Below are 12905 nucleotides of genomic sequence, written 5' to 3'. Positions count from 1 at the left end.
CCGGTGTCGCACGATCCACAGGAGAACCGATGACCGAGAACGCCGCACGCTTCGATGTCGCGCACCTGGCGCGAGCTGAACTGTTGAGCCCCAAGCCGCAGGAAACCCTCGACTTCTTCACCCGATTCCTGGGCATGTACGTGACCCGGAGCGAAGGCCAGTCCGTCTACCTGCGGGCGTACGAGGACCCCTATCCCTGGAGTCTGAAGATCACCGAGTCTCGCGAACCGGGCATGGGTCATGCCGGTCTGCGGACCAGCTCCCCGGAGGCGCTCGAACGTCGCGCCGCCTCGCTGCAGGGTGCGAACATCGAGACCTCCTGGCACGAGGACGAATTCGGTTACGGAAAGACCTTGGCGTACAAGACCGCAGACGGTCATGACTTCGCACTGGTCTGGGAGGCCGAAAAGTACGTCGCGCCACCGGAACTGCAGAGCAAGATCCTCACCCGGCCGTCGAAGAAACCGTTGCAGGGGATCCCGGTCAAGCGCATCGACCACCTCAACCTGATGGCCTCGGACGTCACCGCCGTCAAGACCGAGTTCGAACGCCACCTCGGGTTCCGAACCACCGAGCGCGTCGTCGACGGTGATGTCGAGATCGGCGCCTGGATGAGCTCGAACATCCTCGGACACGAGGTCGCGTGCATGCGTGACATGACCGGCGGACGCGGCAAGCTCCATCACGTCGCCTTCTACTACGGCACGGGCCAGCACAACATCGACGCCGTGGAGATGTTCCGCGAGTACGACATACGCATCGAAGCCGGACCGGACCGGCACGGGATCACCCAGGGACAGTTCCTCTACGTGTTCGAACCGGGTGGCAACCGCATCGAGTTGTTCGGCGAGTCCGGGTACCTGCATCTCGATCCGTCGGCCGAGACGAAGACCTGGCAGATGTCCGACATCGACACCGGCCTTGCCATCGGCGGCGCGAAGCTGCCGTGGGAGACCTACTTCACCTACGGCACGCCCAGCCCGCTGCCGCTCGAGGAGCACATCACGGCCTTCGCCGACTTCGGGCCGGGTGCACCCGCGCCAGAGGTCGAGGCGGCCGCCGACATCCTCCCTGACGAGATCGAGCGCTCCCGCGCGGTGGCCGACGCACCGGTCTGACCCGCTCCGCCATTCCACTTCGAACTGCAAAAATCGCACTGAACAGGGCCGTCGTCCACCTGGTGGGCGACGGCCCGGTTGCGTATCCGAACACAGTCTGCGAGGGCGGGACCAAATCCGGGCCTCGTGGCGTTGTGCACGGTGACGCCCTCCGAGGCGCCGTCGATCGACGGATGCCGGGGGCGTCGGCAGGAGGAGAACGTGAGCAACACCTACCGCAAGACCCCCGAGGCGTTGGACCGCCTCACCGACGTCCAGTACCGCGTCACCCAGCGTGACGGCACGGAGCGCGCCTTCGACAACGAGTACTGGGACAACCACGAGCCCGGCATCTACGTTGACGTCGTGTCGGGGCAGCCCCTGTTCTCGTCGACCGACAAGTTCGACAGCGGAACCGGGTGGCCGAGCTTCACCCGGCCCATCGATCCCGACGCCGTGGCGACGAAGGTCGATCGGAGCCTGTTCATGCGGCGGATCGAGGTGCGGTCCGCCGGGGCAGACAGCCACCTCGGACACCTCTTCGACGACGGGCCCCGCGCCGCCGGTGGTCAGCGCTACTGCATGAACTCGGCATCGCTGCGGTTCATCCCGGCCGGCGAGCTCGAGGCCGAGGGATATGGCGAGTACGCCGACCTGTTCACCGACAACCACGCCACCACCACCGACATCCAGGAGGAGAACGCATGACGACCGACACCGGCCAGATCACCGTCCGTCCCGGCACCGAGACCGCCGTCCTTGCGGGCGGGTGCTTCTGGGGCATGGAAGACCTGATCCGCAAGCAGCCCGGCGTCCTCGACACCCGGGTCGGCTACACCGGCGGACAGAACGACCACGCCACCTACCGCAACCACCCCGGTCATGCGGAGGCGGTGGAGATCGTCTTCGACCCCACGCAGACGACGTACCGCGACATCCTGGCGTTCTTCTTCCAGATCCACGATCCGACGACGCGTGACCGGCAGGGCAACGACGTCGGCACGAGCTATCGCTCGGCGATCTTCCCGGTGACACCGGAGCAGGAGCAGGTAGCCCGGAACACCATCGCCGACGTCGACGCCTCGGGTCTGTGGCCGGGCAGGGCGGTCACGACGATCGAGGAGTTGGGCCCGTTCTGGCAGGCCGAGCCGGAGCATCAGGACTACCTGCTCAACTTCCCGAACGGTTACACCTGCCACTTCCCGCGATCGGGTTGGGTGTTGCCGAAGCGGGATGCGGCGTCCGCGAGCTGAGGACTTCGGCTCGATGACGGTTTCCGGCCCCGGCGGTTCCCCAGCCGGGGCCGGTCGTCGTGTGGCGGCTGCAGGCCGGGTGCCCATCGGCGGTACGTTGACGACATCTCGGGCGTGGGGCGACCGTGCGCCCGGGAGTTGTCAGCGCCTCCGAAGGGATCGGTCCGGATCATGTCGAAACTTCTCGTCGTCGGCGCCGTCAACGTCGATCTCGTCGTCGAGACCGACCGCCTACCGGGTCCCGGTGAGACGGTCGTCGGCCCGACCGTGACACGCCACGGTGGCGGCAAGGGTGCGAACGCCGCGGTCGCCGCAGCGCGTTCGGGCGCCCACGTACGGTATTGCGGCGCAGTGGGTTCCGACGACATGGGCAAGAGCGCGCTGACGGAGCTCCGGGACGAGGGCGTCGATGTCACCGACGTGGCCGTGCTCGACGAGGTGTCCACCGGGATGGCGCTGATCGTCGTCGACCCCCGCGGAGAGAACCAGATCGCGGTGGGTGCCGGTGCGAACGGCGTACTGGACGCGGACGTCGTACGCACGGCGGTTCGCCGCGCGGCAGGCTGGGCGGGCTGCGTGCTCGTCAGCACTGAGATCCCGGCCGACGCCGTCGCCGCGGCTGTGGAAACCGCGGTCGCACATGGCATCCGGTGCGTCGTCAATCCTGCCCCGGTGTTGTCGTCGATGACCGGACTCGTGTCGTCCGCGCCGATTCTCACGCCCAACTCGTCGGAACTCCGAATCCTGCACGGGATGCTGGCCGACGGTCCGGACGGCGCGGAGTCGTCGGCGGAAACACAGGTGATCGAGGTGGCCGCCCGCACCGGGGCGCCGGTGATCGTGACCCTGGGTGCCGACGGCGTTCTGATCGCCGATCCCCGGTCCGACCCGGTCACCCCATCCGACCTGGTCACCCTGCCCGCCGGGCGGGTCGATCAGGTGGTCGACACAACCGGTGCGGGCGACACCTTCAACGGTGTGTTCGCCGCCGCGCTCGCCGGGGGTTCGACGGTCGTCGACGCCGCGAGCCGGGGTGTGGTGGCGGCGTCGCTGTCCGTCGCGGCGATCGGTGCCCGGACCGGGATGCCGCGCGACGAGGAGATCCGTCGCGCGCTGTGACACGGCCGACAGCATCGGCCCGCCTCCGAGCAGTGGTGGTCAGCGGGTCGCGGGTTTCGGCCGCTTCATGAAGCGGCTGTGGTCGGCGCTGGGGACGAAGTAGTCGCCCTGCCCACCGGCGCGCAACAGCGGACGCGCGCCCGCGGTGTCGAACGTCTGGTCCTCACCCAGGAGGTCGGTCGAGATGTGGATCTTGACCACCTCGCCCAGGACCATCCACGTGTCGACCGGCTCCCCGGCGGCCGTGCGCAGACGGAACGACTCGCTCACCCGGCACTCGAAGCTCACCGGGCTCTCGGCGACGCGGGGCGCCGTCACGAGATCGGAGGCCAACGGGGTGAGCCCCGCGACCTCGAACTCGTCCTCACCGGCCGGCACCGCCGCCGACGTGGCGTTCATCTCCTCGCCGAGATCGTCGGTGGCGAGGTTCCACACGAATTCGCCCGACGACGTGGAGTTGGCGACGGTGTCCTTGTAACCGACGCTCGCGAACCCGACGATCGGCGGCGTGTAGTTGAACAGGTTGAAGAAGCTGTAGGGCGCCAGGTTGCGAACCCCGTCGGCGGACACCGTGGAGATCCAGCCGATGGGTCGCGGCGCGACGATCGCGTTCACCGGGTCGTGCGCCAGCCGGTGTCCCTGCAGGGGTTCATACGAGTGGTAGGTCGTCACGGTGTCCTCCAGTGCACAGGGTCCTCCAGCGGCGGTCGCTCGGGTCGATCGCCACCGTACGTGGGCGCCCGTCCGGACCGGAGCCTGCGTAGGGTGAGATGCGACCGACCTCTGCGTACACCGACGATCGGGGACGATGTGACGCTCTCATCCGACGCTGACCTGCGGACTTTCGCCAACATCCGGGATCTCGGCGGTCTGCCGGTCGCCGGTGGCGGCGTCACCGCGCACAACGTGCTGATTCGTAGTGACGCACCCTATCCCGACGACGAGGACCCGGCCGGACTGCCCTGGCCGCCGGCGACCGTCGTCGACCTCCGCGACCCCACCGAGCTCGGCAGCATGGCCGTCACCTGGCCACCGGACGTCCGGGTCGTCCATCGGCAGGTGTCCTCCGGTGCCCGCGTGGACCGGCTCGCCGACACGGCTCTCGTCGACATCTACACGGCGATGATGCGGACGGGCGGCCACCGGTTGACCGCCGCCCTCGACGAGTTCGATGCCACCGGCGCGACTCTGGTGCACTGCGCGGCGGGCAAGGACCGGACGGGCGTCATCGTGGCCATCGCCCTGCTCCTCGCCGGCGTCGACGAGCAATCCGTCATCGACGACTATCATCGAACCGAAGACGGGATCGCGGGTGTCTTCGCCCGGCTGCGCCATCGCAAGCGGATTCCGGTGGGCACCACCATGGACGCGCCGATCCTGCGGACGCCGCGCGAGGCGATCGAACTCGTCATCGACGATGTCACGGGTGCGCCCGGCGGGGCCTGGGGTTGGTTCGAGGCCAACGGCGGCGACGTCGCCCACTTCCAGCGGTGGGTCGGACGTTTCGCGCCCGGGTCGGCCCATGTCTGACGGCAGTGCCGTAGAAGTGGCCGGGTTCGAGCCCGAGGTCGTGGCGGCGGTACTCGCGCACATGAACGACGACCACGCCGATGATTCGCTGCTGATCTGCCGCGTGCTGGGTGGGCGCCCGGATGCGACCGCGGCAACCATGACCGGATTCGACCACACCGCAGCGACTTTCGACGTCACCGTCCCCGAGGGGGTCGTCGGTGTGCGACTGACCTGGGATCGGCCGGTCCGCGATCGCGCCGACGTCCGCGTGGCGGTGGTCGCGATGTTCCGTGCGGCGCAGGAGCGTTCGGGCCAGGGCACTTCCTGACCCGAGGACGCGCGACTCAGCGTGTCCGAGGAGACGTCGGCGCCACGAACGGCCATAGTGACCGTATGTGGAAGCAACTCGCCGGGTTCGCCGCGTTCGGTGCGGTGGTCGCCGCGCTGGGTGCGGCCCTGTCCCTGGGCGGTCAGGATTCGTCCGGCGGACCCGACATCTGGATGGCCTGGGGGCCCGGATCCGCTGAGCGGATGCCACCCGAGCCGGACGACCTGATCATCACCGCAGCGGTGGGCGGCGCCGTCGTCGGCGTGCTGGTGGCCGGCGTGCTCTGGGCTGTGGGTGTTCGACTGCAGGAACGAGACGGAATCCACCTCGGCCGGGTCGTCGCGGCGGGGCTGATCGGCGTCGTGGTGGGCGTGGCACCCGCGGCGATCCTGCTGGCCGACGCGTTCGCCGGTGACTCCGGCGATGGCTACCCCGTGCTGGTGGTCTACGCCGTCAGCGGTGTGTTCGGGTACTTGCTGGTGCTCGCCGGGATCTCCGGGATACTGCGGATCACCGGGGACCCCCACACCAGGGCGACCGTGGTCGCGACGGCTGTCGCCCTGCCTGTGGGAGCCGTCCTCGCCACCGTCACAGGTCTGGGTGTGGGCGCCTGGTTCGATCACACGAACACCGTGCCGGCCTGGGTCGCGACGATCCTCCTCGTCGTGATGATCCTCGGTGCGACGTTCGGGTTCGCCCGCGCGTGGGCGATGCGACGACGGGCCGAACCCGTGGCTCTCTGACGACTCGTCCGGTGTCCAGAGTGCGGGGTGAGTGCGGAAAGCGGCACTCAGCCCGCACTCTGCGTTCTACGTGCTTCCGCGAACCACGAGTTCCACCGGTAACCGGTGCGAGTCGACCTCGCGACCGGCGGTGAGGTCGAGCAGGCCGCGGACGGCGACCTCGCCGATCTCGCGGGCGGGGGAGCGGACCGTCGACAACGGGACGGGCAACTGGGCGGCGATCGGGATGTCGTTGTAGCCGATGAGTGCGAGGTCCTCGGGAACCCGGAGTCCGAGGTCGCGGGCGACACCGAGGACGCCGACGGCGATCGTGTCCGACACCGCGAAGATCGCGCGCGGCCGGTCGGGCGAGTCGAGCAGGACACGACCGGCGGCGGTACCGCCGTCGACCTCGAAGGTCGAGGTGACCACCCGGTTGTCCGGCAGCGGGACTCCGGCTCGGGTGGTCTCGGCGCGGAAACCGGCGAGCCGGTCGGTGGCCGTCGTCGCATGATCGGGGCCGGCGATGACGGCGAGATCGGTGTACCCGCGATCGAGGAGGTGGCCGGCGGCGAGCGTTCCGCCCCGGAGGTCGTCACCGCCGACGAAGGGCAGTCCCGCCTCCGCGTGCCTGGTGAGCGCCAGCAATGGCAGGTTGCCGACACGCAGGGATTCTATGAACTCCCGGCCGGGCCGGTGCAGACCGCTCAGGAGCAAGCCGTCGACCTGTCTGCCGACGAGCAGTTCGATGGCCCGACGCTGGGCCTCGGGTTCGTCGGGCGGGCTCGACAGCAGCACGGAGTACCCGGCTCGGCTCGCCGCCTGCTCGATGCCCCGATAGGTCGTCGCGACGACACCGTCGGTCAGACGGGTCATGACGACGCCGATCGTGGTGGTCCGTCGCGTGCGCAGACTGGCCGCCCAGAGGTTGCGCTGATAGCCCAGTTCGTCGGCGACCTCGCGGACCCGCAGCGCCGATGCGGACCAACCGTCGGCGGGCTCGGTCTGCCGCAGAACGCGCGACGCGGTCGACACGTGGACGCCCGCGCGCTGCGCGATCTCCTTGAGCGTCGGCGCGCGCCGGCCATCGACCACCGTTGTTCCTCCCGCGTCCCGTGGTGAGCCGACCGGAGTCGGCGTGCAGGCCGGGCGTTGACGCTCGGCGAATGAGCACCTACGTTAGTGCATGCAATCGTTCTTGCAAACGTTCTCGACATCTCGTCGCGACAGCCTGCATCACGGCTTACCCGGAGGTCCCGATGTCCCGCACCAGCACGTTGCCCCAGCTCTTCGCCCTGGACTCGCTGCTCGACGCCGATGAGATCGCGATCCGTGACACCGTGCGCAGCTTCGCCGACTCACGCCTGCGTCCACACATCGGTGACTGGTTCGAGGACGCGAAACTGCCGGTCCGCGAGATCGCCGCGGAGCTCGGGGGATTGGGCGCGCTGGGAATGCACCTCGAGGGTTATGGGTGCCCCGGCACGAGTGCGACGGCGTATGGCCTGGCCTGCCTCGAACTCGAGGCCGTCGACTCCGGAATCCGGAGCCTGGTGTCGGTGCAGGGCTCCCTCGCGATGTTCTCGATCCACCACTGGGGTTCGGAGGAGCAGAAGAACGAATGGCTGCCGCGGATGGCCGCGGGCGAGGCGATCGGGTGTTTCGGCCTGACCGAGCCGGACTTCGGGTCCAACCCGTCCGGCATGCGCACCCAAGCCAAGCGCGACGGCGATGACTGGGTCCTCAACGGCTCCAAGATGTGGATCACCAACGGGTCGGTCGCCGATGTCGCCGTCGTGTGGGCGCAGACCGACCTCGCCGACAGCCCGTCCGGAATCCGCGGGTTCGTGGTGCCCACGGACACTCCAGGCTTCTCCGCGCCCGAGATCCACAAGAAGATGTCGCTGCGCGCCTCGGTGACCTCCGAGTTGGTGTTCGACGATGTGCGGCTGCCCGCGTCGGCGATGCTCCCGAAGGCCGAAGGTCTGCGCGGGCCGCTGACCGCGCTCGGGGAAGCCCGCTTCGGCATCATCTTCGGTGCCATCGGCGCTGCGCGCGACTGTCTCGAGACCGCCATCGCCTATGCCCAGACCCGCGAGGTCTTCGACAAGCCACTCGCGGGGTACCAGATCACCCAGACCAAGATCGCCGACATGGCGCTGGAGGTCGGGAAGGGCCACTTGCTGGCCTACCATCTCGGCCGCCTGAAGGACCGGGGTGAGATCACGCCGGAGCAGGTCAGCACGGGCAAGCTCAACAGCACCCGCGAAGCGATCAAGATCGCTCGGGAATGTCGAACCATCCTGGGCGCCAACGGCATCACGCTCGAGTATCCGGTGATCCGGCACGCCAACAACCTCGAATCGGTCCTCACCTACGAGGGCACCTCCGAGGTGCATCAGCTCACCATCGGACGCGCGCTCACGGGGTCGGCAGCCTTCCGGTGACGCCGGTCGGGACGGGCATCGCACCACATGTGAGAACCGGCATGCAGGTTTTCGCGACGTAGATGCGCCGCACCGTCTCGGACTCCCACAGTGCGGCGGTGAGTGGTCTACGTTGAGGGTTCGTGCCGAAGAAGTCGGCAGACGCCATGTCCGGCTTGCTCCGATGGAGCTCGGGCGCCGGAAGGAGTTCGACATGGACAACGCGGCCGAGGGCAATGTCCACCCGCGTGATGTTGCCCAACGCGACGTTCACCTGCGCATCGCCGAACTCGCACGGGAACTGCGCAATGACGTCGATGACGAACAGGTGGCGAAGGCGGTCGTCGAGGGAGCCCTCGCGGACATCCCGGGCGTGCAGTACGCGGGACTCACGGTGGCCAGGGATCGGCGCACCATCGAATCCTTCGGCTCGACACACGAATACGCCGACCTGCACGACCGGATTCAGAGTGAATTGCGCGAAGGGCCCTGTATCTCAGCCGCTCTCACGGATCGCATCGTGCGCGTCGACGACCTCGAGAAGGAACAGAGGTGGCCGGAATATCGTGTCCGGGCCCTGGCGGAGACCCCGATCCGATCGGTCCTGTCGTTCCAGCTGTTCGCCGATTCGACGACGATCGGTGCGCTGAATCTCTTCGCGGACGAGCCGAATACGTTCGATGTCCACGCCGAGGAGGTGGGGGTGGTGTTCGCCACCCACGCTGCCCTCGCCTGGAACTCGGTCCAGAAGGACAAGCAGTTTCACAGTGCGCTGGCGAACCGCGACATCATCGGGCAGGCCAAGGGCATGCTCATGGAGCGTTTCGCGATCGACGCCGTCGGGGCGTTCGACCTGATGAAGCGGTTGTCGCAGGACTCGAACACGAAGCTCGTCGAGATCGCCCGCCAGATCACCTCGAAACGGTGACCTCGCGGGCGCGATACTCGGGAGGGCGTGACACCCGGCCTGTCAGGCGATGGTGAACTCCATTGTGCTGGGCCCGGTGTCGCCCTGGGTGAGGGCCCGACCGGCGTCCTCGATGACGTCGAAAACCCGTACGTAGGGCGCCATCCCGCAGATCTCGAGCGGCCGGGTGACGCTGCGGCCGCCGACCAGCACGACCGGGATTCCCTGCTTGCCGGCGTCGTCGACGAAGGAGCGCAGGAGCACCAGGCCGACGGTGCCGAAGAAGTTCAGTCCGGAGAAATCCAAGACGATGCCGTCGACCGGCCCGCGGAGCACGCGATCGAGCGCGGCGACGAAGTCGGCGGCCGAGTCACGGTCGACGCTTCCCGAGAACCCCTGTACGCAGTAGGAATTCGGGGAGACGAGGCGCGGACGTGCTTCCGGTGTGGCTTCGGCGGTCGGTTCGAATGCGGAGCGAAATGAGGTCGAAGAAGTGAGACCCATGATGTTCTCGTTTCAGTGGAGTGCGTTGGTCAGCTGGTCGATCACGTCGATCGAGAGCCAGATACCGGGCGAATCCGCCTCGTGTATCCCCAAGTTCACGATCTCCTGGTGTATTGGACCGTGATGTGGCGTAAGCAGAGGGGCCCTGGACGCCTCAAAGCTTCGAACGCAGCTTCTACCTGAACCGCACATCTCACCCTACGGGCCGGTTGGCGGCCAAACAAGGCCGGGGGTATCTCGTGACAAACGACTCTAGAGTGTTACCCGGCCGTGATCTGGGCCCTGATGTGGGCCGACGTGCGGTGGGTGGACGTTCTGCGGTGACCATGGTTGGCTTGTGTCAGATATGCGTCGAATCCGTTGCGCATGTCCCACGTCTGGATGCGGCATCGGTGTCTGCGCATCGTTCTGAGCGATCTTCTGTGTCTGGTGGTGAGAATGGCTTCGGGTGACCGTGGCGAGCACGACGATTACAGCGACGTGCTCCCTGCGCTGCGAGCCATGCACGGAGAATCCGACGAGGCCCGGCGCGCGCAGTTGCGCGACAAGGTCATCGCCCGGTGCCTACCGCTCGCCGACCACGTCGCACGCCGGTTCTCCGAACGCGGGGAACCCATCGACGACCTGCGCCAGGTGGCGCGCATCGGGCTGATGCACGCGGTCGACCGATTCGACGTCGAGCGCGGGAACAACTTCCTCGCCTTCGCGGTACCCACCGTCATGGGTGAGGTGAAGCGGTACTTCCGTGACAGCACGTGGTCCATCCGCGTGCCGCGACGGGCGCAGGAGGCCTCGCTGAACATCGCGAAGGCCAGTGAGGAGCTGCTGCAGTCCCTCGGCCGGTCGCCGCGTCCGAGCGAGATCGCCCAGCACCTCGGACTCCCGGTATCGGAGGTCATCGAAGGGATGGTCGCCAGGTCGGCGTACACGGCGAGTTCGATCGACGCCGAAGCCGGCTCGTCGACCGACGGCTGGACTCTGGCCGACACTCTCGGCGACGAGGACGAACGCCTCGACATGGTCGAGGAATTCGTCACGCTCCAACCCGCGCTGGAACGTCTCACCGAACGCGAGCGAACGATTCTCACCCTGCGCTTCTTCCGCTCGATGTCACAGAGCGAGATCGCCAAGCAGGTCGGTATCTCGCAGATGCATGTCTCGCGACTCCTCACCCGGATCCTCGAGACCCTGCGGGCCGAGGTCGTGGTGGAGGAAACCGATGACGATGAGTCAACCGACCACATCGACATCGGTCCCGGCTTCCGGGCTTGAGGATCATGGAGGTTCGACACCCCGTCAGGGCTTGAGGATGACCTTGACGGTGCCGTCGGCCTTGCGCTGGAACTTGTCATAGGCCTCGGGTGCCTCGTCGAGGGGCAGCTCGTGTGTCGCGAAGGTGTCGACGCCCAGCGGGTCGTCGTCGGTGAGCAACGGCATGATGTCGTCGACCCACCGCTTCACGTTCGCCTGTCCCATGTGGAGGCGAATCTGCTTGTCGAACATGGTGAGCATGGGCATCGGATCGGCCGCGCCGCCGTACACGCCGGACAACGAGATGGTGCCGCCGCGCTTGACGATGTCGATCGCGGAGTAGAGGGCCCCGAGTCGGTCCGTGCCCGCCTCGGACATCGCCTTGCGTGCGATGGCGTCGGGCAGGAAGCCGACGATCGTCTGCATCGCCTTGTTGATGGGTGAACCGTGCGCCTCCATCCCCACGGCGTCGATGACCGAGTCGGTGCCCAGACCGCCGGTGAGGTCGCGGATGGCGTCGCCCACGTCGTCGACCTCGTCGAAGTTCACCGTCTCGATACCGCGGGCCTCGGCGCGCGCGAGCCGTTCCGGTACCCGGTCGACGCCGATCACGCGGGCGCCCTGGTGAGCTGCGATGCGCGCGGCCATGTCGCCGATGGGGCCGAGTCCGAGCACGGTGACGGTCCCGCCGCGCGGGATCTCGGCGTAGGCGACCGCCTGCCATGCCGTGGGCAGGACATCCGAGAGATAGACGTAGCGCGAATCAGGGTTCCCCAGAGGAACTTTGATGTGGGTGAACTGTGCTTGCGGCACGCGGAGATACTCTGCCTGGCCACCTGGTACAGAACCGTAGAGCTGCGAATATCCGAAGAGAGCGGCGCCGGTGCCCTGCTCGGTGACCCGGGTGGTCTCGCACTGGGTCATCAGGCCTTCATGACAGAAAAGGCATGAGCCGCAGGAGATCTGGAAGGGGATGACCACCCGGTCACCCACCCGCAGGTCGCCGGCCTCCTTGCCGACCTCTTCGACGATGCCCATCGGTTCGTGGCCGAGGATGTCTCCGGCCTGCATGAACGGGCCGAGGACCTCATAGAGGTGCAGATCCGACCCGCAGATGTTGGTCGAGGTCACCTTGATGATCGCATCGGTGGGCTCGATGATCTTGGGGTCGGGCACGGTGTCGACGGATACGTGGCGTTTGCCCTGCCAGGTCACTGCGCGCATGTCTCAGGCCTTCTTCTCGTCGGTGGAGTGGGTGCCGGTTGGGTGGCTGTCGTCGCGCAGATCTTCCTTGCGCTCGTTCCGGGCTCGCTCGTGCTTGCCGGTGTGGTTGACGGGGAAGTCGTGGAAACGTTCCTCGTAGCGTTCGGCCTCCTCAGCGGTGGTCTCGGGCTGGATCGGGTCCTGGTGGGCTCGGTCCCCGTCGCGAGCGGCCCGCCGCCGCAACAGAACTCGGCTGCCGATCAGCAGGCCGATGGCGGCTGCACCCGCGAGGACCGCGCCGATGGCGAGCCAGACGGTCGCGTCGCGGTCGCCTGCGCCTGCGGCGATGGCGAGGCCGGCCAGGATGAGCATGAGTCCGAGGCAGACGAACCCCAGGAGGCCGACGGCTTTCAAGCCGCGGGACTTTCGTGCGGGTCGTCGGGCGATCGCCTCCCGCGAGGCGACTTCACGTTCGGGTGTCAGATCTGGCATGGGGTACTCCCTGTCCTGTCTGTTACTCGTTGTGAGGGAGCACGCCATGCGGGTGCGCCCGTCGATGTGTCGGGGGTTTACCGCGACAGGC

The 12905-nt window shown here is 67.6% G+C and carries 15 protein-coding genes; 10 read left to right on the top strand and 5 right to left on the bottom strand.

Going from position 1 to position 12905, the window contains the following annotated elements:
- The first annotated feature begins 29 nt into the window (after window positions 1–29).
- From MAY35_RS01365 to MAY35_RS01350, 4 genes are all read left to right on the top strand, one after another.
- Window positions 30–1118, top strand: a complete 1089-nt coding sequence (locus tag MAY35_RS01365) for a VOC family protein (protein ID WP_238418829.1) — start codon at window positions 30–32, stop codon at window positions 1116–1118.
- Between the two features lie 201 nt (window positions 1119–1319).
- Entirely contained in the window at window positions 1320–1805 is a 486-nt protein-coding gene (gene msrB / locus MAY35_RS01360) for a peptide-methionine (R)-S-oxide reductase MsrB (protein WP_238418828.1), read from the top strand.
- Window positions 1802–2350, top strand: coding sequence for a peptide-methionine (S)-S-oxide reductase MsrA (gene msrA, locus MAY35_RS01355; RefSeq protein WP_238418827.1), 549 nt, complete (start codon window positions 1802–1804; stop codon window positions 2348–2350). Before msrB ends, msrA begins: the two co-directional genes overlap by 4 nt.
- 171 nt (window positions 2351–2521) lie before the next feature.
- A complete protein-coding gene (locus tag MAY35_RS01350; protein WP_238418826.1) occupies window positions 2522–3469 on the top strand; it encodes a PfkB family carbohydrate kinase in 948 nt (315 codons plus the stop codon).
- 39 nt (window positions 3470–3508) lie between these two features.
- On the opposite strand, the gene MAY35_RS01345 is transcribed toward MAY35_RS01350, so the two are convergent.
- Window positions 3509–4141 carry a flavin reductase family protein gene (locus tag MAY35_RS01345; protein WP_238418825.1) on the bottom strand — a complete coding sequence of 211 codons (633 nt, stop codon included), beginning with the start codon at window positions 4139–4141 and terminating at the stop codon, window positions 3509–3511.
- 138 nt (window positions 4142–4279) lie between these two features.
- On the opposite strand from MAY35_RS01345, the gene MAY35_RS01340 reads away from it, so the two are divergent.
- The 3 genes from MAY35_RS01340 (at window position 4280) to MAY35_RS01330 (ending at window position 6052) form a co-directional block, all read left to right on the top strand.
- Window positions 4280–4999: a tyrosine-protein phosphatase gene (locus MAY35_RS01340; protein ID WP_238418824.1), complete on the top strand. Its 720-nt coding sequence runs from the start codon at window positions 4280–4282 to the stop codon at window positions 4997–4999.
- Window positions 4992–5309, top strand: a complete 318-nt coding sequence (locus tag MAY35_RS01335; RefSeq protein ID WP_238418823.1) for a DUF2470 domain-containing protein — start codon at window positions 4992–4994, stop codon at window positions 5307–5309. The genes MAY35_RS01340 and MAY35_RS01335 overlap by 8 nt, the downstream gene beginning before the upstream one ends.
- A 65-nt stretch (window positions 5310–5374) precedes the next feature.
- The gene (locus tag MAY35_RS01330; protein WP_238418822.1) at window positions 5375–6052 is read left to right on the top strand and encodes a hypothetical protein; all 678 of its coding nucleotides are present in this window, start codon (window positions 5375–5377) and stop codon (window positions 6050–6052) included.
- 66 nt (window positions 6053–6118) lie between these two features.
- Here MAY35_RS01330 and MAY35_RS01325 read toward each other — a convergent pair whose 3' ends face one another.
- Window positions 6119–7126 (bottom strand): LacI family DNA-binding transcriptional regulator, encoded by a 1008-nt coding sequence (locus MAY35_RS01325; RefSeq protein ID WP_238418821.1) that lies wholly within the window; start codon window positions 7124–7126, stop codon window positions 6119–6121.
- A 164-nt stretch (window positions 7127–7290) separates the two neighbouring features.
- Between MAY35_RS01325 and MAY35_RS01320 the strand changes: the two genes are divergently transcribed.
- A complete protein-coding gene (locus MAY35_RS01320) occupies window positions 7291–8478 on the top strand; it encodes an acyl-CoA dehydrogenase family protein (RefSeq protein ID WP_238418820.1) in 1188 nt (395 codons plus the stop codon).
- A 193-nt stretch (window positions 8479–8671) separates the two neighbouring features.
- Window positions 8672–9385, top strand: coding sequence for a GAF and ANTAR domain-containing protein (locus MAY35_RS01315; protein WP_238418819.1), 714 nt, complete (start codon window positions 8672–8674; stop codon window positions 9383–9385).
- A 42-nt stretch (window positions 9386–9427) separates the two neighbouring features.
- Here the strand turns inward: MAY35_RS01315 and MAY35_RS01310 are convergent, their stop codons facing one another.
- Window positions 9428–9868, bottom strand: a complete 441-nt coding sequence (locus MAY35_RS01310; protein ID WP_238418818.1) for an STAS domain-containing protein — start codon at window positions 9866–9868, stop codon at window positions 9428–9430.
- Between the two features lie 438 nt (window positions 9869–10306).
- Here MAY35_RS01310 and MAY35_RS01305 point away from each other — a divergent pair, with 438 nt between their 5' ends.
- Window positions 10307–11140, top strand: coding sequence for a SigB/SigF/SigG family RNA polymerase sigma factor (locus tag MAY35_RS01305; RefSeq protein WP_238418817.1), 834 nt, complete (start codon window positions 10307–10309; stop codon window positions 11138–11140).
- A gap of 24 nt (window positions 11141–11164) precedes the next feature.
- Here the strand turns inward: MAY35_RS01305 and MAY35_RS01300 are convergent, their stop codons facing one another.
- Window positions 11165–12343 carry a zinc-dependent alcohol dehydrogenase gene (locus MAY35_RS01300; protein WP_238418816.1) on the bottom strand — a complete coding sequence of 393 codons (1179 nt, stop codon included), beginning with the start codon at window positions 12341–12343 and terminating at the stop codon, window positions 11165–11167.
- A gap of 3 nt (window positions 12344–12346) precedes the next feature.
- Window positions 12347–12814, bottom strand: coding sequence for a hypothetical protein (locus tag MAY35_RS01295; protein WP_238418815.1), 468 nt, complete (start codon window positions 12812–12814; stop codon window positions 12347–12349).
- Window positions 12815–12905 lie beyond the last annotated feature (91 nt).

Origin of the sequence: Gordonia sp. 'Campus' (assembly GCF_022206305.1) — a bacterium.
Taxonomy (GTDB): domain Bacteria; phylum Actinomycetota; class Actinomycetes; order Mycobacteriales; family Mycobacteriaceae; genus Gordonia.
The sequence above is the reverse complement of the archived record's forward strand: the minus strand, read 5'-3'. Positions and strand labels throughout refer to the sequence as shown.

Excerpts from the sequence above, each read along its gene's own strand:
- MAY35_RS01350 (WP_238418826.1), top strand. The coding sequence starts at position 2,522 with ATGTCGAAACTTCTCGTCGTCGGCGCCGTCAACGTCGATCTCGTCGTC.
- MAY35_RS01365 (WP_238418829.1), top strand. The coding sequence starts at position 30 with ATGACCGAGAACGCCGCACGCTTCGATGTCGCGCACCTGGCGCGAGCT.
- MAY35_RS01320 (WP_238418820.1), top strand. The coding sequence starts at position 7,291 with ATGTCCCGCACCAGCACGTTGCCCCAGCTCTTCGCCCTGGACTCGCTG.
- MAY35_RS01295 (WP_238418815.1), bottom strand. The coding sequence starts at position 12,814 with ATGCCAGATCTGACACCCGAACGTGAAGTCGCCTCGCGGGAGGCGATC.
- MAY35_RS01315 (WP_238418819.1), top strand. The coding sequence starts at position 8,672 with ATGGACAACGCGGCCGAGGGCAATGTCCACCCGCGTGATGTTGCCCAA.
- msrA (WP_238418827.1), top strand. The coding sequence starts at position 1,802 with ATGACGACCGACACCGGCCAGATCACCGTCCGTCCCGGCACCGAGACC.
- MAY35_RS01330 (WP_238418822.1), top strand. The coding sequence starts at position 5,375 with ATGTGGAAGCAACTCGCCGGGTTCGCCGCGTTCGGTGCGGTGGTCGCC.
- MAY35_RS01300 (WP_238418816.1), bottom strand. The coding sequence starts at position 12,343 with ATGCGCGCAGTGACCTGGCAGGGCAAACGCCACGTATCCGTCGACACC.
- MAY35_RS01305 (WP_238418817.1), top strand. The coding sequence starts at position 10,307 with ATGGCTTCGGGTGACCGTGGCGAGCACGACGATTACAGCGACGTGCTC.
- MAY35_RS01335 (WP_238418823.1), top strand. The coding sequence starts at position 4,992 with ATGTCTGACGGCAGTGCCGTAGAAGTGGCCGGGTTCGAGCCCGAGGTC.
- MAY35_RS01310 (WP_238418818.1), bottom strand. The coding sequence starts at position 9,868 with ATGGGTCTCACTTCTTCGACCTCATTTCGCTCCGCATTCGAACCGACC.